The organism is Promicromonospora iranensis (assembly GCF_028994775.1).
Classification (GTDB): domain Bacteria; phylum Actinomycetota; class Actinomycetes; order Actinomycetales; family Cellulomonadaceae; genus Promicromonospora; species Promicromonospora iranensis_A.
Map to the genome: position 1 here is coordinate 66,775 of NZ_JAJQMN010000007.1, position 19,120 is coordinate 85,894.

Below are 19,120 nucleotides of genomic sequence, written 5' to 3' on the forward strand. Positions count from 1 at the left end.
TGGCGACGGGTGTTCACCGCTGTGGGTCTGGTGTCTCACCGGGCCTCGAGGACGAAGAAGAGGAAGCACACGAAGGCGGTCCGCTCTCCGCTCGCGATCCGTGGCGGGAGGAGCTCGGCCGGTGTGTCCGGGGACGGCGGAGGTTCGACGATCGACGCGATGTGGAAGTTTGCGGCGGCGAAGGCGTCGGTCATGGCGTGCAGGGGGCGGTGCCAGAACGTCAGCGTCCCGGGCCGGCCCGCGAACTCGTACTCCTCCGAGTACTGGCGGAAAGCGAAGTAGTCCTCCTCCGGGAAGAAGAAGGGGCGCACGAGCGGGTGGTTGACCGAGAGGATGAGGCGGCCGCCGGGCTTGAGGACCCGGTGCAGCTCGGTGAGGGGCGCGTGCCAGTCCTCGAAGTAGTGCAGGACGAGGGAGGAGACGACGTCGTCGAAGGTGTCGTCCGCGTAGGGCAGCGGCTGCGTGAGGTCCGCGACGGTCAGCGGGACGTCGTCGCCGAGCCGGCGGCGAGCAAGCTCGATCATCGCGGGGCTGCCGTCGAACCCGGTCATGTCGGCGCCGCGGTCGCGCAGCTCGGCGGACAGTGGTCCGGAGCCGCAGCCCGCGTCGAGGACCTTGCGGCCGCGTACGTCGCCCGCGAGGCGGACCATGGCCGGTCGTTCGTACCAGGCGTTGAGCAGGCTCCCGGCGTTCTCGGCGTCATAGCTGGCTGCGAACTCGTCGTAGTGGTCGGCCTTCATCGGATCCCCTTTGGCGGACGGTTCATGTCCCGGCTGACGCTATCTGGCGGGGTCGTCGTGACGGGTTCGCGGTCAGGACTCTTTCCCGAAGGTGCCGGGTTTCTCCCCAGTCGTCGACGGTGCCGACGCCGGCAGGGTTGCCGACGCCGGCAGGGGGACGCTCGACTGATCGTTCGACGTCGGCCCGTCGCTCCGCTGCTCGGTTATTTGCCTGCGGGCGCCGCCGGCGGCCTGGTCGTACCCGCCGGCACGGCGTCGCAGACGGTGCCATCGGCGGGCAGCACGCCGTCGATCAGCGCGGCGTCGACCGCCTCGTCGATGCACGGCCCGCTCATGCGGTAGGAGGTGTGGCCGACCCCGGTCCGGGTGAGCAGGACGGCGTCCTCCAGCCGTTCGGTCATGGCCTCGGCCCAGTGGTACGGGGACACGTTGTCCACGCGGCCGCCCACCACCAGGATCGGCGGGGCGCCGGCGCCGGTCAGCTCGTCGGTGAACCGGTCCTTGTTCTCCGCCGGCCAGCGCGCGCAGTTGAGCGCGCTGTACGCGGCCCGGCTGCCCAGGCGCTCGCCGCGTGCGGTGATCTCGCGTGCGGCCGCGTGGTGCTCGCCCAGGTTCCTCAGTGCGGGCCAGTCGACGCAGCGGACGGCGGTGTGCGGCTCCTGGAGGGTGGCGAACGGACCACCGAACGGCGCGACCGTGACGTGCGTGAGCAGGAAGTGGAGGAAGGTCCCGTCGCCCTGCTGGGCGTCGAGCAGGCCCGTGGTGAGGGAGGGCCAGAGCGCGCGGGCACCGGCCGCGGCACGTACCGCCTCCAGTGCCATGGCTCCGTCGAGTACACCGCCGGGGGTGAGTCCTTCGGCCGGCGGGACCTGGAGCGGCTCGGCCTCCAGGTCGGCGATCAGGGTGTCGAACGCGGCCTCGGGGTCGCCGTCCCCGAAGGGACATGCCTCCACGCCCTCCGCGCGGCAGGTCTCGAACCAGAGATCGAGGGTCTCCTCGTTGGAGCGGGCGACCTCGTCGAGCAGCTGGAGCGGGTCGTTCTGCCACAGGTCGGTGTCGACCGGCGCGTCGATCACCATCTGGCGCACCCGTTCCGGGAACAGCGTGGCGTACATGGGACCGACCACCGTGCCGTAGGAGGCACCGTAGAAGGTGATCTGCTCCTCGCCGATCGCGGCACGGACCTGGTCCAGGTCGCGGGCGACGTTGTCGGTGGACAGGCTCGCCAGGAACGCGCGGTCCTGGTGCGTCACACACCCCTGGGTGAACGTCCGGGCGTCCTGGAGCAGACGCCCGAGCGGCTTGCCGCCGGGAATGCTCGGGTCGCGGTTCTCGGCTGCCTGCTCGGCCCGCTGTTCGTCGGTGAGGCACCGGACGGCGTCCGACTCACCGACACCGCGCGGGTCCATGCCGACGACGTCGAAGCGCGCCACGACGTCGGGCGAGAATGTGCTGGTCTCGCTGCCTGGGTCGATGTACTTGATCAGGTCGGACGCGGGCACGCCCGGACCACCGGCGTTGATGAACAGGCTCCCGATGCGCTGTTCGGGATCGGTCGCCCGATGACGCATCACCGCGAGCGAGATCTGTTCACCCTCGGGATTCGTGTACTCCAGCGGGACCTCGACGGTGGCGCAGTCCAGGCCCGGCCCGCACTCGCTCCAGTCGATCGGGTCCGGGGCTGGTGCGTCGGCGGTCGGGGTTGGCGAGGTGGGCGTGACGTCGTTCGCCGAGGCTGTCAGCGCCGCACCGGCCCCGTCGGCGCACCCGGTGACGGCCAAGGAGACGACGGCGAGCACTCCGGCGATCCGTAGAACGGCGTGCGGTGGGCGGGTTCGTCGAGTTGATGGAGGCATGCGATCGACCCTAGGAAGGCCTTCAGACCCGCGCATCGGCCGAAGGGTCCGAACCGGCCGACCGAAGGGTCCGAGCCTGCTGACCGAAGGGTCCGAAACCGGAGACCTGGGGACCCCTGGTCATCACTCCGGTCGGTCGGAGGGGCCGAGCCCCGCCTCCTGTACCAGCAGGGCCACCTGGACCCGGTTGTTCAGACCGAGCTTGGTGAGAACGGCCGACACATGGGTCTTCACCGTGGTCAGGCCCAGGAAGTGGCGCGCAGCGATCTCCGCGTTGGACCGACCGGCCCCGATCTCGACGGCGACCTCGCGCTCCCGCTCCCCGAGCACGCCGAGGCGCTCGCGAGCCGTGGCGCGGCGAGCGTCCTCGTCCGACTCCGCGACCTTGGCGATGAGCCGCCGGGTCACCTCGGGCGAGAGCACCGGACGCCCTTGTGCCGCGTGCCGGATCGCGACGACGAGCTCGTCAGGCGGGGTGTCCTTGAGGAGGAACCCAGCAGCCCCGGCCCGCAGCGCGCGCAGCACGTGGGCGTCGGCGTCGAAGGTGGTCAGCACCAAGACCTGCGGGGCTCTCGGGTCGCTGCGCAGGGTCTCGGTCGCCGTGAGCCCGTCCGTGCCCGGCATCCGGATGTCCATCAGCACGACGTCGGGGTGGTGGTGGCGGGCCAGCTCCACGGCCTCCGCGCCGTCGGCGGCCTCGGCCACCACGCGCAGGTCGGGGGCACCGCTCAGCATCATCCGGAGCCCGAAGCGGACCACCGGGTCGTCGTCGGCGATGAGCACGTCGATGGCCGGTTCCTCGATGGCTGGTTCGTCGCCCGGGGCGGGAGGAGTCACGTCGGCCAGGGTAGGCGGAGCCGGACCTGCCAGCCGCCCGAGTCCGTCGGTCCGTGGTCGAGACGCCCGGCCACGAGCCGGGCGCGTTCCTGCAGTCCGCGGAGGCCGGTCCCGGAGCCGGTTGGTTGCGTTGCTGTCCGGGCTGCCGTCTGGACTGCTGCTCCGGCTGCCGGAGGCGCGTTGGCCACCTCGACGGCGACATGGTCACCGGGCCGACCCGTGATCCGGACGGTGACCGGCGCGCCCGGGGCGTGCTTGCGTGCGTTGGTCAGGGACTCCTGGACCATGCGGGAGAGCGTGCGGCCCTGCAGGTCCGGGAGGACGCGTTCGCCGGTCGTCACCCCAGCGCCGTCGTGCAGCTCGACCGACGTCCCGGCCGCGCGCGCCTCGTCGACCAGCTCCAGCACGTCCTCGGCGTCTGGCAGCGGCAGCTCGCCCACGGGAGCCCGGAGCACCCCGACCACCTCGCGCAGATCCTGGAGCGCGCGGTGCGCGTTCTCCCGGACGACCTCCGCGGCCCGGCCGACGTCGTCGGGCGGCGCAGTGCGTGCATAGGCCAGCGCGCCGGCATGAACACTGAGCAGCGAGAGGCGATGACCCAGCACGTCGTGCATCTCCCGCGCGAGGGCCTGCCGCGCCTCGCGCTCGGAGCGCTCGGCCCGCAGCTGTGCCTCGACCTCCGCCGCTTCCGCGCGGTCGCGCAGCGACGCGACGAGCGCCCGACGGTGCCGCACCGACAGCCCCCACGCCACGGTGGCGGCGTGCCCCAGCCCGATGACGGTGAAGACGGTGACCGGCGGGGCGGTCTGGTCCGGCCACAGGAGCTGGTAGATGCTGAGCGCCGCGAGGCTGACTGCGCACACTCCGACCGTGGCGCGGGTGGAGCGGTGAATCGCGACGGTGAACAGGGCGACGATCGCCGCCCCGGTGACGGTCTCGGAGAAGGCGCTCGCGGCGGCCAGAGCGATACCGATCTGCACCGGGAACTTGCGGCGCCACCAGAGTGCGACGCAGCCGAGGAGGCCCGTGAGGCGGTCTGCGGTGAGGAGCCAGGCGGGTAGCTGCTCGGGTTCGTTGCTCTGGATCTGGAGCGAGATCAGAGCCAGGGCGACGGCTACGGCGATGAGGGAGGAGTCGACCAGGCGGGTTTGGAGGGTTTCCCGGGGTGGTCGCTCTGGGGTGGGCGTCGGGCTGGGCATCGGGTTGAGCCTAGGGCGGGGTGGGGTGGTACACCGACGGCTCCGCCTGGCCCGGCGTGGCAGCCAGGCGGCCCGGCTCAGCAGCACTGCATGACGAATCGGATGTTGGACAGGTCACCGCGGGAGAGGTCTTCTGCGCGGGCAAGCCAGTACAGGGTGCCGACGTCGCCCCACATGACGCTGTCGTAGGAATCCACCTGAAAGAGCAGTACCCACCGGTCCGTCATGTCCGCGACTTCTCCGGTCCTGAGATCGGACGATCCGCTCGATTCATTGCTGAGCGAACGGCGCCGCGCCTCCGCGTGTGCCGCTTCGACCTCGACGGGACCCTGTACCGCTGACGCCCACCCGCCGACCTGGTGCCGCGGGAGGGTGCCGCGCGATGCCTCGAACGCATCGAAGAACTCCGGCGCTCGGACGGGGTGGTCGAGCCAGGCTCGGTAGTCGGCGTCAGCGTCGATACCAAGGGCCGCAGGCAGGGCCCGGTCGAAGGCGTCGGGGGCAGTGACCACCTGCCGGGCCGACAGCGTCTGCTCAGCGTAGGTGTGGGCGCCTACCGGCGGGGGCGTTGTGGTGCCGCCGTCCGGCAGGTGCAGCACGCGGTAGCTGTCCAGGTCGGATCCGTCGGCGAAACCTTGGCCATCGCTGTCGTCCAGCACGAAGAACGCGAGCCGGCCGTCAGAGGGCAGGGGAACTCCCGGGTCGTAGCCGGCTGCGGCCAGGGCTGCAAGATCCAGCTCGCCGACGTACGACAGGGGAGTGATCGCGTCCCATCGCGGCCATGGCGTCCCGGCAGGTAGCCGTGGCTGTCCGCCCAGCCTGGCGACGGCGTCGTCGTCCGGTGTGGCCTCGACCAGTGCCGCGGCCGGGCGTACCAGACGCAGCCAGGCCTCTGCGGTTGCTGCGTCGAGGTGCTGGTTCGCGAGCTTCGTCACGTCACCGAAGATGTCGGGCACGGTGGGCACAGTACCGGGCAATTCCGCGGACGGGAGTCGAGAGTCGTCTGATCAGCATGGGCACCTACCAGGGCCGTTGCATACTCGCTACCATCGCAAAGGGGCACATCGCGAAGACGGGGGTCGGGTTGCGCGAGCAGTTCAGGATCTGGGGCAGGCTCGACAACTCGCATACAACGCAGGACCTGATCGAGCGCCTTGAGGCCTCGAGCCAGTGGCGACTCCGGCCAGGTACCCACGGCAGCGGTTCAGTCCGGTCAACGTTGATGAACACGGACTTCCTGGACGTCGAGCGGGCCGCAGGCCTTCGCCGACACCTCACGGATGTGGCTGTTGTTCGGGGGAGTGGCGCGTCACGGCCACGCATCACGATTCGCGATGGGTCCGCGCTCCATTTCGACCTAGTCGCGGGCATCGAGACGCCGCCGACCGATGTCACTCCGGAACACGTCGAAGAACTCATTCAGGACTTCCGCAGTCAGGTCATCGATCTGGGGCTCGAGCCGGTGGGCGCGGCCGTTCGATATGCGGAGCCGGCTGTCGTCGCGTCGGGGAGTGACTCCAAGCTGCGAGAGCTTGCGAGATGTGGCGAGACTCCGTGCCTCTACCTGTACGACGGGGTCGTGCCGGTCCTGATCAGTGGCGACAACGGATGTTCCGGCGTCGACAACCCGATCGACGAGTTCTACTTGCACTCGGTCGCGTGCATGGGCGCCCAAGATGTCCTGGCCAATGTCCGTGACACCGTCCCAGATGCGGTCTCCGCCCTGGCGGACCTCGGCTCGCTCGATCGCCGCGCGGACGACAAGCTGACCTTCGCTGAAGCGCTCGAAGGGACCCATCGGCTGGCTTCGTTGCGGCGCGACCTGGTGCGAAATGAAGCCCGCAAGCGGATTCTCGTCGACTTTCGACGCACGTCCCTGGGCGGCGCGGGAAGCAGTCCACGCCACGCCGGCCTGTACGCCTACCTAGACCGCCATTTCGACGACTACTACCTCGGACCGTTGGAAACTGCCCTGGGTGCCATGCGCGAGGGAGTTGACGAGATCGGGGAGCACTCGACCACGATTCTTGAGCTCGCGAGTCTGTCGTATGACATCAGGATCCAGGAGAAGCTGAAGACGATGCAGTGGATGTCGCTCGGGCTCGCCATTGCGTCATTGGCCGTCGCGGTCGTCGCGATCATGACAGCGTTGTGAGGGGACGGAACACATGAAAGTTGCTCTGTTGGTAGTTGGAAACGAGATCCTGGACGGTTCGACAACGGACAGCAACAGCGGTTGGGTCTGCCGACAGATCTCGGGCCGAGGGGCGAGCGTGGTCCGAACCGCAGTCGTGCCCGACGACCCGCGTGAGATCGCCCATGGGCTGGAGTTCCTGCTGCAATTGGAGCCTCGTCTCGTCATCACGCTAGGTGGTCTCGGTCCGACGCGTGATGACCTCACCGTTGGGGCCGTCGCGGACTATTTCGGGGCGCAGACGGAGGAGGATGCTGACGGCGTGCGGATTGTCAACGAGCGATATTCCGCTCTGGCCGCGGAAGGGCGAGTCAGGGACACATCGAGCGCGGGGGCGCTCCAGGCACGGGCCAAGATGGCGCTCCTGCCGAAGGGTGCAATTGCCCTCGACAATCAGGTGGGGGCGGCTCCAGGCGTGTGGTTCGACGCCAAGGAGGACCTGTCGATCCTCAACCTTCCGGGCGTGCCGTCGGAGCTGAAGTACATTTTCGGCAATGGGGCTGGGCCGCATCTCCAGCGCGTGCTGGGTACGGGGTATTTTCGTTCCGCGACGATCGTGACGTCCACGAACGATGAGTCCGAACTATCGGCCTCGCTGGCTGCATTTGATGAGAAGTATGGGGACTCGAACGTATATCTCAAGTCTCGGGCGAAACGCTTCGGCAAGGACGTTCGGATGCAGGCGACCATCTCAAGCCGGGGGAGCAACCTGGAAGACGTCACGGACCGACTCACAGACGCAATCGAAGGCTTTCGTTCTGAGCTGGCAGGAGCGTCGATCCAGGTGCAGTCGGTGACCTTCGATGAATGACGCCGCGGGCAGCCTCTTGGACACCCGTTCTCGAGCGAACCGTCGCGTCGAGGTCATACTGGGCGACCTGACCCAGGTCGATGCCGACGCGATCGTCTGCCCGGCGAACAGCTACGGAACGATGGGCGGCGGTGTTGCCGCGGCAATTGCTCGTGGGGGCGGGCGAGAGATCGAGACCGAAGCTGTTCGCAGGTCTCCCATTCCACTGGGGAATGCCATACTCACGACTGCCGGCACCCTGCCCGCAGAGTGGGTCCTCCACGCACCGACGATGCGTAACCCGGTCGCCGAGGCAACGGAGGCGAATGTTCGGCGTGCGATGGAAGCTGCGCTGATTCAGTGCGACGAGCACGGAGTGGTGACCGTGGCGTTTCCAGGGATGGGCACGGGGACCGGCGGTATGCCGTATGTTGATGCCGCCGCAGTCATGGTCGACGCAATCGATGCCCATGCCGATCGGCGTTTCCCTGCGTTGATCAGGCTCGTTGCCTCGAACGAGGAACTCGCGACGGCGTGGGTGGACGCTCTGTCAGGCTGACTGCTCGGGTACTGGTTGCACCAGTGAAGCCAGCACGGCGTCGGCACGCTCCTCGTCAATGGTGCTGGTGACCTCGTCGGTGGCGTCGCGCACAGCCTCGGCAGCGTGGCCCATCGCTACGTCACGGCCGGCTGTCATCCGCAAGTCTCAGATGGCGTATGACGTTCGCGACGGTCGCCGGGTTCTCCTACTCGCCCGTACCGCATTGGACGGACCGTGGAAGCTCGCCCCGTGGTTGCGGGCAGAGGCGTTGCTTCAGGCGGCCAAGGGGCAGGCCATGACGGGCAGCCGGTGCAGCTGGGTGCGGTGACGGATCAGGCGTTACGCGCTGGCCGCGGAACGAGAACGGATGCTGGATCCGCGGGTCGCGACAGCGTGGTTGGAGGCTAGCGAACCCGACCGAGCCGCTGACCTGTATGCGAGCGTCCTGTCCGGCGGAGAGCTGTCCCGCCGGGACGTCGGGTCTTCACGGCTCGCCGGTCCGCGGCACTCGCGCGGGCGGGTCAGCCGGAGCCGTCGGCAGCACAGGCGATCGAGGCGCTCGGCGCAGCCCGGGAGATCGGGTCGGCCAGGACCGGGGTCATCGTGCGTGAGACGCTCACCGCATTGCGGCGCTGGAGCAACAACCCGATCGTGGCGGACCTGGAGGCTGCCGTCAGTTCTCGGCCGTGATCCAGTCGGCGACCTGGTGGATGACGTGTGCCTGCCACACCTGGGACTGCGGGTGAGCGTAGGTCGGGTCGCCGTCGACGGCGAAGCCGTGCTGGTCGCCGTCGATCTGCTCCAGCCGTGAACGGTTGTTGAGCACGTCCATCGCGGCCAGAGAGGTGTCGATCGGGACTAGGGTGTCGGCGGTGCCGTGCACGATGAGCGTGGGTGCCTGGATCTCGTCCAGGATGGTGTGGGGCCGGAGCCAGAACACCTCGTTGTAGATCGCGCGTCCGTGCCGGAAGGTGGGGGAGTGCTGGATGAACCCCTGTTCTCTCAGCACCCTGGCCTTGTCGGATGACAGGCGACCGCCGGCCCAGTACGCGCAGGAGTCAATGGTGCGCTTCTTGTGGTCGAGCTGGGGGCACAGGAGCACGAGGCGTTCGACATCGTCGGGCCGCTTGGCCGCGTAATAGGCGCAGATTCGGCCGCCGAAGCTCTGCCCGACCAGGGATGTGCGAGTGACGCCGGTTCGGGCGCGGAGCTCCTCGAGCGCTACCTGGATGTCGTTCAGGACACCGGCCAGGGTGAGGTCTTCTGCTTGCCGCCTGACTCGCCGTGGCCTCGCAGATCGAATCGGAGAGTTGCCACGCCAGCCGCTGCGAGGCCGGCCGCCTCGCGGTCGAAGAACCCTGCCTCTTGCCGAGTGACGCCGCCGCCGTGGACTTGCACGACGCCGAGATCCGTGGGCGAGCTAGGGATGGTCAGGTCCCCGACCAGGTGCAGGCCGACGAGCGAGATAAACGTGATCGTGGACTCCGACGGCATGTGCTTTCCCAGGTCGACGGGCTGCATCGACATCGTGGCAGGTCTGGGCCGTGACCGTCAGTACGCACCCCGCCACGCAGATCGGCGATGTCAGGCGTCGCGGAGCGTGAACCTCCGGATGATGGTGCCCTTCGCGCCGCGAGGGCCGGCCTGAGCGACGTCGATGTGGGTGACTCGGCAGCCAGCGATCCGCTGGTCTGTTCGGGCCAACAGTTCGTCGACTGCGGTGCCGTGCTCTTCGACGACGGCGACCGTCAGATGGGGCTCGTCGGTCGTGCGCCCCAGCCCGCTCAAGTGGTCGGTGATCCTCGTGTGCAGAGCGCTCCGCCATTGGCGGATCGGTTCCGGTAGGTAGACGTCGGCCAAGACGTACCGGCCGGTGACGGATTCTCGTGCGACGGGGCCGAAGGTCATCAGGAATGGCTCCGCTGTGCGGGTACTCCGCTCTACAAGCGCGATCGCGTGGGCAAGCGCGTTCTGACCCACCTCGCCCAGTGCGACCGTCACATGTGGCCGGCTGTTCCCGTCCTGGCCGAACCTGACTTGGGAACCGAAGGAGCCCGCGATCGTGGTGTTCAGTTGGACGACGTCGTCCGCGGCCGTGCCTTCGACAGCGAAGGACACGCCCATCTTCTGTGACAGCTCAGACAAGGGGGTCGCCTCCTTCCGACTCGCGATCTCCATCATCGGGTGGCGTGAGGCTGAGCGCTCTGTTGGTTGCTCGGCAGGCTGCCGGCCGTTGACCGCAGCAGAGACGCCAGCACCGTCGCGGCGTCATCCTCGTCGATGGTGCCGGTAACCTCCCCGACGGCCTCGCGCACAGCCTCGGCAGCGTGACGTATCGCTACGCCGCGGCCGGCCCAGGCCAAAGCTTCGATGTCGTTGGCCCCGTCGCCGATCGCGACGGTGTGCTCGATAGCGACCCCGAGCTTGGTCCGAAGCCGCTCGAGCGTCGTGGCCTTCGAGACACCAGGGCCGGTCAGTCGAGCCAGTCCGGCCCCGCGGTCGTGACGGTCATTCCCGTCGCGCGCAGCGCTTCCAGGTGCATATCGCGCGTGCAAGCCTCGCTGTGGGAGACAGGGAGGATGCACTGGCTACGCTCGTGCGGGCCGAGGCATCGGCACCTTCCCAGGTACGCCACCGCCGCATCACGAAGGACGTTGTGAACTCTCTCGTCGAGACCGCCGCCAGACGCCCAGGGGTCGAGCTGACCCGGCTCGCATGCGCGGTGAGAGTGGCCGTGTGACCGCCGATCCGGCCTCCCGGTTCGCGACACCTCGGGTAGCGGCCGGGGCGCTGTTCGCGACCGCCGACGGCGTGCTCCTGGTGCACAAGGCCTACAGCAACGGCTGGGACCTTCCGGGCGGTTACGTCGACATCGGGAGTCCCCCGCGGCGGCATGCGAGCGAGAGGTTCGTGAGGAACTCGGCCTGGACCGGACCGTGCGGCGGCTGCTGGCCAGCGACTGGACGCCGAACGATCGCGAAGTGGACAAGATCCTCTACCTGTTCGACTGTGGTCCCCTGGGCGACGACGAGCCGCGGATTCGGCTGGATGGCACGGAGCTCGACGCCTACGAGTGGGTCAGCCTCGCCAAACTGGGGGACTACGTGATCCCACGGCTGGAGCGCCGGGTCCGGCAGGCACACGCGGCGGCACGGTGTACTTGGAGCACGGTGCTCGCCCATAGCCCCCAGCAACTTCTCGCAGCAGCAGGGAGCAGGACGTGACCAACCAAGGGGAAGCGTCAGAGCTCGGTGGCGACGGTTCGGTGTACGCCGGCATCGACTTCAGCGTCGCCGACATCGGCCTCGAACAGGTCCCGGAGATCACGGCGTTCGTCGACATTGAGGCGCCGCCGACCGGCCCTGCGGCCTACTTCGTGTTCGGAACCAATCAGACGCTGCCCGCAGACCTTGTTGCCGACCGCCACCAGCAGGGTCTGGCTCCGCTGATCATCGTGACCGGTGGGATCAACCGGCACAACGGGATCGTCGAAGGGCACGTGCTGCGCGACCTGCTCATCGAGCGCGGTGTCCCCGAGGACGTGATTCGCGTCGAGGCCGAGTCGGCAGACACCTGGCAGAACGTTCAGAACTCAGCCACGTTCCTCGATGAGGCCGTCCAGCTCGGCCTACCCGTCACGGCGGTGTCCAAGTGGTACCACCGTCGCGCGATCCAGATTCTCGCCTCCGTGTGTTCGAAAGCCGAGCCATTGCACGGGCTGAGCTACGAGCCGATCTACTCGGGTGTTCCCATCACGAGGGACATCTGGCCTGAGCATCTCGACGGGCGGCGGCGTGTGATCCGCGAGTGGCAGGAGACTCGGCGACGCATCACTGACGGCAGCTTCGTCTCGCTCCAGCGCGTTAACGGAGCGTTCGTGCCTCGTTGACGCTGGGAGCCCCATGGCCGGCAGCGGCGTCTTCGGAGCTCTTCGCGGTTCTGCACGCGACCATGCGCAGCCCGGGCACAATCAGCCGCATGAACGACGACGCCACGATCGAGTCCTTACGCGACCGGCTCCGAGGCTTCGCCGCCGCGCGGGACTGGGGCCAGTTCCACAAGCCCAAGAACCTCGCGATGGCGCTCGCGGGAGAGGTTGGCGAGCTACTTGCCGAGATGCAGTGGCTCACGGACGAACAGGTCTATGAGAAGTTGGCCGACCCCGACACCCGGAACGAGGTCGAGGAAGAGTTCGCCGACGTCTTCCTCTACCTGATCCAACTTGCCGATGTCTGCGGCGTGGATCTGATTCAGGCGGCACACGCGAAGATCACGAGGAACGACGATCGCTTCCCTCCGTCGCACTCGGTGTCCTGATTGCGCGAATCACTCGCGTGGATGGTCGATACGATCCCAGCATGGTGGGTGCCGGTCACGGTTGGCGCCCTTCGTTACTGCTGAGCTCAGTCGTCTCGTCACCGAAGGCTCTAGTGACGTCGGTAGCCGACGGCGGCCGCTCCAGATCCCACAAGTTCTTGAACGCATCCGCTATCAGCAGCCAGTTGGCCGACGTCGTCTGTCTGTGTGAGCATTCGGGACCTTGATGCGGAATGGCGCCCCTCAGATGATGCGAACGTAGCACTCCGAGACCCAGGGACATCCGACGAGTTCGCACTGGCAGCCCCAGGCCAGTAGCGTGCTACGACGCAGGTCGCGTGCTCGGCGCTCGGACACTGAAGGGGTCAGTTGGCTGCCAAGAGGAATCTCAAGACAGAGGCATGGGTGCTCTTCGATCGGATCGTGGGCGACGCCGCGCCCGAAGGCGTCCACACGAATCCATGGGTGCGGGGTGCTGATGGGCAAGCCACGTATGAGCCTGACTTTGACACGCTTGCGCGGCTGCTCGGTGTGCCGCTACACCTTGGCGCATCGACCCAGTCAGGTGTTCCTGCACTGGCGCTGGACGTCTGGCTGAGTTACGAGCTACGTCGTTCGGGCTTCCGCCGAGATGTGGTCTGGCCCAGGCCCATGGCGCCACGCATCCTGCCGGTAACGATCTCCAATTTGCTCGATTCCGTGCCGGGAAGAATTGCAAAGCCGCTCGAAGAGTGGATCTCGAAGAAGGGCTCCGTCAAGGGCGTAACAGCGGCGAGTGCGAGCATCCTGGGAAAGAACTATCGCAAGCAGGTCGACGTCGTCATGACGGACTGGCACACGGGCCCTGAACTGCTGATTTCTACCAAGCGCATGGATTCCTCATATGGGAATAACGCAGCGAACCGGGTCGAGGAGTCCTATGGTGATGCCAAGAACCTCCGGCTCCGTCACCCGATGGCGGCCTTGGGGTTCGTGTTCGGGCTGCGTTCGGATATTCTCCAGTCCGCGCCCGACGTTGCTGAGTGGCTTATGGATCTGCTTGCCAAACTCGGGCGTGAGGACGACGCTTACCACGCGACATGCTTGGTGTTGATCGAGTATGGCGCCGACGCCGCGGTTCCCGAAGACGACGGCACGGACACTGAGGACCGTCTCGCTGCTGCCGGCATTGATAGCGATGAAGAGGATGAGCCCTCGGAAGAGGAGCTTGAGCTCTCTGCGGTCGAGCAGGAAGAGATCGAGCACGTTCTTGCGAATTTGCCCGCAGTCGCCATTCGGCGCGACGCCACTCCGGAAAACCTCGCGCCAGAACGATTCCTTGCTGCGATGGTCTCGCGGGTTCTTGACGTCACTCCCGTCAATATGCACTCCGAGGCGCGCGCGCGCCGTAAGGATGCGATCGATCTTCCGGCATGAGCAGAAGTTGCGGGGGCGGCTCCACGAGAGAACTCTCGTGCAATTCGTATGCCATCTCCGCTGCGACGGTGGCGGCGTCGCGATCCCGCGAGCGAAAAGCTTCCTTAAGTCGACTGGCGATCTCTGGCTTGATTGATTCCGGAGCTGGCACTCGGATCTTTCGCAGGTACTGCGCTTGAAACCGCAGAGTTCCGCCCCTCATCCGCACGCCGTACGACTCGATAAACGCTTGTGCGATCCTCGACAGCAGGAGTCCACCGAGAACCTCAAGGTCCCAACCGGTCGACGTGACGTAGTAGAGATTGTGATGTGGGTAGTATCCGCCCGGCTCAAGGACCGGCGTGATCTGAGCCTTCATGTCCTGTAGCAGCAGTTTCGGCTTCTGGGCGACGCCGGGGTTGACTTTGTCGATCGTCCGGTGCCAGGCCTTGGGGTTCTTGCGCGCAACGTAGCGGCTTAAGACGGCAGGGTGTGCGAGAAGTGCCTTCTCCATCCGTGGGTAACGCGAGAGTTCAACAAGGTTTCCTTGCGCATCCCAAGGGTTGATCAGAGCCTTCGCAGGGTTCGATAGGCGGCCCGAGCGGACGTCGTCCGACATCACTAGGGGTAGCAGTCGATCTGGCTCAACGTCCGTATCGCCATCGGCATCTACAATATAGGCCGCGTCAGCTCCTGTTGCGAGGCCAATCGCGATCTTCGTGTCACCCCCTGTTTCTTCGAGTGTCGGAAAGCGCTCCGCTAGCTTCTCGAGCAGCCGGATCCTTTCGGGGCCACCTGCGGGCCAGAGCTCTGGCCCTTTGAACCAATTACTAAGCCGCGCACCGCTCCACCCGTCACCCGAATTCTGAGCGTCCTCTGACTGTACGAACTTGATCGCCTCGATGGCGTCCGAACGGTCAAAGGTCGAGTTGGTCTCGAGAACAGTCACGTGGCCTTGTTGCGAGTTCGAAAGGACAGTGATTGCTGGGTATGCACTAACCTCTGCTTCGAACGCGTCGACATCGTGCATCTGCCACAGCGTCTCCACCGCGAAGCGATCTCCAATAAGCGCGCGCAATGCGCTTCCATATTGGTTTCGCATCCAGCGGTCGGCGCAAATGAATCCCAGTCTTCCGCCTGGTCGAAGGATGGTTAGCGAGCGCTCGTAGAACCCCACGAAGATGTCGGCCCGGCCCTTCATCGTCTTCCAGCGATCCCGATATGTTGCTTCTTGGTCGTCGTCTAGGTCTTCAGTTCGGATATATGGCGGATTGCCGACAACGAAGTCCGCCTGAAGTCCCGACTCATCGAGTAGGTAGTCCGCGTGGTGGATCCAAGTCTTGGCGAGCTCATCGGCCACATCTCGACTCGCACCTGCTGACTCAAGCACCGATGCGATTCGTTCTCTGCTGGTCTTCACGTGGTCTGCTTGTAGGTCATATCCGCGCACTGCGCTGGTGAGTGTGGCCAGGGGCACACCGTGCAGTGCAGCACTTGCGACCAGACGCTCAATAATCGGAACAAGAAATGCGCCTGAGCCAACGCTCGGTTCGACCAAAGTCTTACTCGAGACGTCGGCGTCGGCGGTGTATCCGACCAGGTCTAGGATGGTTTCTACGACCCATCGCCTGGTGAAGACCTCGCCGTACTCGACCTCGTCAACCGGTGCCACTGCCATGTCGCTGATCCTGCCATGTGGCGCCCGTCGATCCGAACACGTGTGCGTGGCGCGCCGCTACGCGTCTCGTGTGGACGGCATTCCGCGCTCCACGCATTGGCAGGCGTCGAAGGTTGCTGAGGCAGCTCTGGACTGAGGTAGACCCTCCCAGCGCGCGGGGGCACTCTGCTCCACTGGCTGCGCAGTACCGTAAGGGCCAGGTAGTTGTGCAGGTGAGAGGCAGGAGCGCACGTGGTCAAGGCGACTGAGACGAACCTCGCTGGCGTGCTGGAGGGCAAGAAGCAGTACCAGGTGCCGCTATACCAGCGCACCTACTCGTGGGGCAAGAAGCAACTCGACCAGATGTGGGACGACGTCGTCGAGCTGAGCCAGACGCTTCGCGAGGAACCCGGTGCAACGCACTTCATCGGCTCGCTCGTCCTGGCCACGAGCCCGGACTTTTCCGTCGTCGGCGTATCCAAGCTGCTGGTCGTCGACGGCCAGCAGCGGCTGACCACGCTGACCCTCCTGCTCGCGGCACTGCGCGACCACCTCATCGAGACCGGGGACCCTGAGCGCGCCGAGGGCATCCACGCCCAGTACCTCGTGAACGTGTATGACAAGGGCAAGCCCGCCAAGGTGCTCCCGACGCAGGCCGACCGCCCGGCGTACTTGGCCGTTGTTCGTTCTGCTCCGGATGCCGGCGGTAGTGACACGGTCGGTGAGGCGTACAACCACTTCCGCTCGAAGATCGCCGCGGCCGACGATCCTGACGACCCGCACGACCTCGAAGAGATCGAGAACGCTGTTGTCCGTGGTCTCGCCATCGTCGTCGTGACCGCAGAGCCTGGCGACAATGCGCACCGTATCTTCGAGTCGCTCAACAACACCGGGTTGCAGCTCAACCAGTCCGACCTGCTCAAGAACTACCTGTTCATGCGCCTCGGCGGACGTGCTGACCTCGTCTACGACAGCACGTGGCTGCCGTTGGAGAAGAAGCTCAGCGCCGACAGCCTCGAGCTGCTGTTCTGGCTGGACCTGGTGCAGACCGATGAGCGCGCCAAGCAGTCCGACACCTACGTCGGGCAGCAGAAGCGTCTGGAGAAGCTCACGACGCCCGCGGAGATCGAGGCCGAGGTCGTTCGTATCGCGAAGCTCGGCGACGTGCTCGCAACGATCCTGGATCCGCAGCGCGAACCGGATGACGAGATCCGCCGGCGGCTCACACGGATCAAGGCATGGGGATCGACGACGGCGTATCCGTTGGTGATGCGCATCCTCGACCGGCGCGCCGCCGGGACTGCCACCGCCGAGCAAGCCGCCTCCGCGTTCACGTACCTGGAGTCCTACTTCGTGCGCCGCATCGCGATCGGACGCGCGACAGCCGGTCTTAACAGGACACTGCTGCAGGCGGTCGCAGCGATCACGGACGCCGAACAGGTCGACGTTGCCCTGCGCGACTTCCTGTCGCGCGGACGCAAGTACTTCGCCACCGACAAGCAGGTGCGGGACGCCGCCAGGACCGTCCCGTTCTACTGGCAGGGCCGCGCAGCGCAGAAGAAGCTCATCCTGCAGTGGCTGGAGGAGTCGTACGGCTCGAAGGAAGCAATCGACCCCAAGAACCTGACGATCGAGCACGTCCTGCCGCAGACTCTGACTGAGGCCGTGCGCGAGATATTCGCTGCGGGCCTGCCGGAAGGCGCGGACGTTACCTACGAGCACGAGCGGATCGTGCATACGCTCGGCAACCTGACCCTCAGCGGGTACAACTCCGAGCTGAGCAACAAGGGCTTCGACGAGAAGCGGCCGATGCTCGCGTCCAGCGGCCTGCGGATGAACCAGGAGATCGCCAAGCACGAGGCGTGGGGCGCCGAGCAGATCGCAGCCCGTGGTGCTGTCCTCGCCGACAAGATCATCGCGCTGTGGCCGGGACCGGACGAGAGCGTCGTCGTGCCAGCCAGCGAAGAACCATCGGCGATGCGGATCCTGGTCGCATCCATCGTCGCCGAGGTCCCGGCCGGCCGGTGGACGTCCTACGGCGAGGTCGCGCTGGTCGCCGGCTCGTATCCTCAGCCGATCGCGGCGATCATCACCAGCAACCCGATGCAGGGTGCGTGGCGGGTGCTGCAGACCGGCGGCAAGATCTCGCCCGGTTTCCGCTGGAGCGACCCTGCCAGGACCGAAGACCCTCGTGAGTACCTGGAGTCCGAGGGCCTCGAGTTCGACGGCGATGGCCACGCCCACCCCGATCAGTTCATCGACGCCCAGGAGCTCGCGACGCTGGTCGGCCTGGACGTCAACGAGGACAGTCCTGCCTGGCGGCCAAGCGGATCGAGACCTCTCCTTGCGCAGCGCAGGGAGTTCTTCCAGACCGTCCGGGACCTTGGTGAGGCTGGCTCGACGACGATCGCCTCCTGGCCGAGCGCCTCGACGAAATACGCGCTCGACATCAGCCTGGGACTCCCGGGAGTCTTGATCGCCCTGTCGCTCGCGTCCCGCGAGCCCGCCGCTGTCTTCTGCACCTTCTACATCCGGCACGACAAGGCCCTCTTCGCCCACCTGCTTGCCCACCGTGAGGAGATCGAGGCCGTCGTCGGCGACACACTCGAATGGCGCGACGTACCCGAGAACAAGTCGAGCCAGGTCATCCTTCGTAAAGAGGGAGATTGGCGCGACGACGCTCAGGCACCGCTGCTCGCTCAGTGGCTGGTCAGCACTGCCGACAAGTTCGCGGAAGTCTTCCCGCGGTATCTGTGAGCAGGCAGGGCCCCGGCGGTCATCCTGGGCCCATGTGTGAGCTCATCGACATCCGAGTCCGTCCTGCAGTCCAGGCTCTCAAAGAGGCATGCCCTCAGAGATCCACTCGAACGCCTTTGCCTTGTCGCCACTGCCCTTGCCCGCGATATCTTCGAGAACGCGGTCGTCGAGCGGGTATGTAGTTTCGGACGACCTGATCGCCCACAGGCTCGCGAAGAGTCTTGTGTCGCCCAGCACGTGGCGAAGGGCTCCGGTCACTTCCTCCCACTCCTGACGGGCGACCACTGCGGCCAGGCCCGCTGCTGTCTCCCGCGCGTCGAATCTGCTGTACAGGTCGAACCGTTCGGCCAGGCGTCCCAGGGCGATCTGGTCCAGAGTTGCGGCGATCGTCTCCGGTCCCGTGCCCAAGGCGTCCTTCCAGTCGACGTGCGCGCCGCTCGCGAGATCCGAGAATGCTCGGCCAGCCGCGGCGAGGGTGAGCAGCCGGCAGAGCACCTGGACCTCTTCGACAGGATCGTGGAAGGTGGTCAGACCTTCGGACTCCAGGACGCCCCAGGCGTGCTCGGTCCAGCGAAGCTCCGACCCGTCTGCCCAGTAGGCAGGCATGGTCATGATCAGTGGCCGGACATTGTCGAAGGCAACAACTGATCCGGCGGGCAGGGACATGTCGAACACTCGGGTCGTGGACATCACCCGAGCATATGGACGCCATTGCGGCTCGGGCGCGAATGGAAGCAGGTTTTCCACACGTCTAGGCCGCGGGGTAGTTGGTCAGGAACGTAGTTTCCGCAGGGCATGAGGCCGCTCTACGATCATGCTGCGCACGTCGGCGCGGAG

At 66.5% G+C, this 19,120-nt stretch carries 20 protein-coding genes; 8 read left to right on the forward strand and 12 right to left on the reverse strand.

Annotation, left to right across the window (positions count from 1 at the left end; genetic code table 11):
• Window positions 1-35: 35 nt before the first annotated feature.
• The 5 genes from LUU90_RS14350 to LUU90_RS14370 all read right to left on the reverse strand — a co-directional run bounded on the left by LUU90_RS14350 (window position 36) and on the right by LUU90_RS14370 (window position 5,588).
• Complete coding sequence (locus LUU90_RS14350; protein WP_275004115.1) at window positions 36-740, reverse strand: class I SAM-dependent methyltransferase; 705 nt, start codon at window positions 738-740, stop codon at window positions 36-38.
• A gap of 203 nt (window positions 741-943) precedes the next feature.
• Window positions 944-2,596 carry an alpha/beta hydrolase gene (locus LUU90_RS14355; protein WP_275004116.1) on the reverse strand — a complete coding sequence of 551 codons (1,653 nt, stop codon included), beginning with the start codon at window positions 2,594-2,596 and terminating at the stop codon, window positions 944-946.
• A 123-nt stretch (window positions 2,597-2,719) separates the two neighbouring features.
• Window positions 2,720-3,433 (reverse strand): response regulator, encoded by a 714-nt coding sequence (locus LUU90_RS14360; RefSeq protein WP_275004117.1) that lies wholly within the window; start codon window positions 3,431-3,433, stop codon window positions 2,720-2,722.
• Window positions 3,430-4,632 carry a sensor histidine kinase gene (locus LUU90_RS14365; protein ID WP_275004118.1) on the reverse strand — a complete coding sequence of 401 codons (1,203 nt, stop codon included), beginning with the start codon at window positions 4,630-4,632 and terminating at the stop codon, window positions 3,430-3,432. Before LUU90_RS14365 ends, LUU90_RS14360 begins: the two co-directional genes overlap by 4 nt.
• A gap of 77 nt (window positions 4,633-4,709) precedes the next feature.
• Entirely contained in the window at window positions 4,710-5,588 is an 879-nt protein-coding gene (locus tag LUU90_RS14370) for a YwqG family protein (RefSeq protein WP_275004119.1), read from the reverse strand.
• Between the two features lie 56 nt (window positions 5,589-5,644).
• Between LUU90_RS14370 and LUU90_RS14375 the strand changes: the two genes are divergently transcribed.
• The 3 genes from LUU90_RS14375 to LUU90_RS14385 are packed head-to-tail and all read left to right on the forward strand — an operon-like array spanning window position 5,645 to window position 8,175.
• Window positions 5,645-6,787: a hypothetical protein gene (locus LUU90_RS14375; protein WP_275004120.1), complete on the forward strand. Its 1,143-nt coding sequence runs from the start codon at window positions 5,645-5,647 to the stop codon at window positions 6,785-6,787.
• 13 nt (window positions 6,788-6,800) lie between these two features.
• Window positions 6,801-7,637: a competence/damage-inducible protein A gene (locus LUU90_RS14380; protein ID WP_275004121.1), complete on the forward strand. Its 837-nt coding sequence runs from the start codon at window positions 6,801-6,803 to the stop codon at window positions 7,635-7,637.
• On the forward strand, window positions 7,630-8,175 hold the full coding sequence (locus LUU90_RS14385; protein ID WP_275004122.1) for a macro domain-containing protein: 546 nt from the start codon (window positions 7,630-7,632) through the stop codon (window positions 8,173-8,175). The genes LUU90_RS14380 and LUU90_RS14385 overlap by 8 nt, the downstream gene beginning before the upstream one ends.
• Here LUU90_RS14385 and LUU90_RS14390 read toward each other — a convergent pair.
• The 5 genes from LUU90_RS14390 to LUU90_RS14410 all read right to left on the reverse strand — a co-directional run bounded on the left by LUU90_RS14390 (window position 8,167) and on the right by LUU90_RS14410 (window position 10,742).
• Window positions 8,167-8,313 carry a hypothetical protein gene (locus tag LUU90_RS14390; RefSeq protein WP_275004123.1) on the reverse strand — a complete coding sequence of 49 codons (147 nt, stop codon included), beginning with the start codon at window positions 8,311-8,313 and terminating at the stop codon, window positions 8,167-8,169. The two genes, LUU90_RS14385 and LUU90_RS14390, sit on opposite strands and share 9 nt — an antisense overlap.
• 517 nt (window positions 8,314-8,830) lie before the next feature.
• On the reverse strand, window positions 8,831-9,460 hold the full coding sequence (locus tag LUU90_RS14395; RefSeq protein WP_342470406.1) for an alpha/beta hydrolase: 630 nt from the start codon (window positions 9,458-9,460) through the stop codon (window positions 8,831-8,833).
• Window positions 9,394-9,684 carry a hypothetical protein gene (locus LUU90_RS14400; RefSeq protein WP_275004124.1) on the reverse strand — a complete coding sequence of 97 codons (291 nt, stop codon included), beginning with the start codon at window positions 9,682-9,684 and terminating at the stop codon, window positions 9,394-9,396. The genes LUU90_RS14395 and LUU90_RS14400 overlap by 67 nt, the downstream gene beginning before the upstream one ends.
• 57 nt (window positions 9,685-9,741) lie before the next feature.
• Window positions 9,742-10,302, reverse strand: a complete 561-nt coding sequence (locus tag LUU90_RS14405) for a 2'-5' RNA ligase family protein (protein WP_275004125.1) — start codon at window positions 10,300-10,302, stop codon at window positions 9,742-9,744.
• Between the two features lie 32 nt (window positions 10,303-10,334).
• A complete protein-coding gene (locus LUU90_RS14410) occupies window positions 10,335-10,742 on the reverse strand; it encodes an HAD family hydrolase (RefSeq protein ID WP_275004126.1) in 408 nt (135 codons plus the stop codon).
• A gap of 258 nt (window positions 10,743-11,000) precedes the next feature.
• Between LUU90_RS14410 and LUU90_RS14415 the strand changes: the two genes are divergently transcribed.
• The 4 genes from LUU90_RS14415 (at window position 11,001) to LUU90_RS14430 (ending at window position 13,890) form a co-directional block, all read left to right on the forward strand.
• Entirely contained in the window at window positions 11,001-11,381 is a 381-nt protein-coding gene (locus LUU90_RS14415; protein ID WP_275004449.1) for an NUDIX domain-containing protein, read from the forward strand.
• Window positions 11,378-12,046, forward strand: coding sequence for a YdcF family protein (locus tag LUU90_RS14420; protein ID WP_275004127.1), 669 nt, complete (start codon window positions 11,378-11,380; stop codon window positions 12,044-12,046). Before LUU90_RS14415 ends, LUU90_RS14420 begins: the two co-directional genes overlap by 4 nt.
• Window positions 12,047-12,135: 89 nt before the next feature.
• Window positions 12,136-12,474, forward strand: a complete 339-nt coding sequence (locus LUU90_RS14425) for a nucleotide pyrophosphohydrolase (RefSeq protein WP_275004128.1) — start codon at window positions 12,136-12,138, stop codon at window positions 12,472-12,474.
• 423 nt (window positions 12,475-12,897) lie between these two features.
• Complete coding sequence (locus LUU90_RS14430; RefSeq protein ID WP_275004129.1) at window positions 12,898-13,890, forward strand: hypothetical protein; 993 nt, start codon at window positions 12,898-12,900, stop codon at window positions 13,888-13,890.
• On the opposite strand, the gene LUU90_RS14435 is transcribed toward LUU90_RS14430, so the two are convergent.
• Complete coding sequence (locus LUU90_RS14435; protein WP_275004130.1) at window positions 13,832-15,547, reverse strand: Eco57I restriction-modification methylase domain-containing protein; 1,716 nt, start codon at window positions 15,545-15,547, stop codon at window positions 13,832-13,834. The two genes, LUU90_RS14430 and LUU90_RS14435, sit on opposite strands and share 59 nt — an antisense overlap.
• Window positions 15,548-15,778: 231 nt before the next feature.
• Here LUU90_RS14435 and LUU90_RS14440 point away from each other — a divergent pair, with 231 nt between their 5' ends.
• Entirely contained in the window at window positions 15,779-18,283 is a 2,505-nt protein-coding gene (locus LUU90_RS14440; RefSeq protein ID WP_275004131.1) for a DUF4268 domain-containing protein, read from the forward strand.
• A 78-nt stretch (window positions 18,284-18,361) separates the two neighbouring features.
• On the opposite strand, the gene LUU90_RS14445 is transcribed toward LUU90_RS14440, so the two are convergent.
• Entirely contained in the window at window positions 18,362-18,976 is a 615-nt protein-coding gene (locus LUU90_RS14445) for a hypothetical protein (RefSeq protein WP_275004132.1), read from the reverse strand.
• Between the last annotated feature and the right edge of the window lie 144 nt (window positions 18,977-19,120).

Coding starts and splice junctions, on each gene's coding strand:
- LUU90_RS14400 (WP_275004124.1), bottom strand. CDS start 9,684: ATGTCGATGCAGCCCGTCGACCTGGGAAAGCACATGCCGTCGGAGTCC.
- LUU90_RS14390 (WP_275004123.1), bottom strand. CDS start 8,313: ATGACAGCCGGCCGTGACGTAGCGATGGGCCACGCTGCCGAGGCTGTG.
- LUU90_RS14355 (WP_275004116.1), bottom strand. CDS start 2,596: ATGCCTCCATCAACTCGACGAACCCGCCCACCGCACGCCGTTCTACGG.
- LUU90_RS14385 (WP_275004122.1), top strand. CDS start 7,630: ATGAATGACGCCGCGGGCAGCCTCTTGGACACCCGTTCTCGAGCGAAC.
- LUU90_RS14375 (WP_275004120.1), top strand. CDS start 5,645: ATGGGCACCTACCAGGGCCGTTGCATACTCGCTACCATCGCAAAGGGG.
- LUU90_RS14425 (WP_275004128.1), top strand. CDS start 12,136: ATGAACGACGACGCCACGATCGAGTCCTTACGCGACCGGCTCCGAGGC.
- LUU90_RS14350 (WP_275004115.1), bottom strand. CDS start 740: ATGAAGGCCGACCACTACGACGAGTTCGCAGCCAGCTATGACGCCGAG.
- LUU90_RS14365 (WP_275004118.1), bottom strand. CDS start 4,632: ATGCCCAGCCCGACGCCCACCCCAGAGCGACCACCCCGGGAAACCCTC.
- LUU90_RS14380 (WP_275004121.1), top strand. CDS start 6,801: ATGAAAGTTGCTCTGTTGGTAGTTGGAAACGAGATCCTGGACGGTTCG.
- LUU90_RS14435 (WP_275004130.1), bottom strand. CDS start 15,547: ATGGCAGTGGCACCGGTTGACGAGGTCGAGTACGGCGAGGTCTTCACC.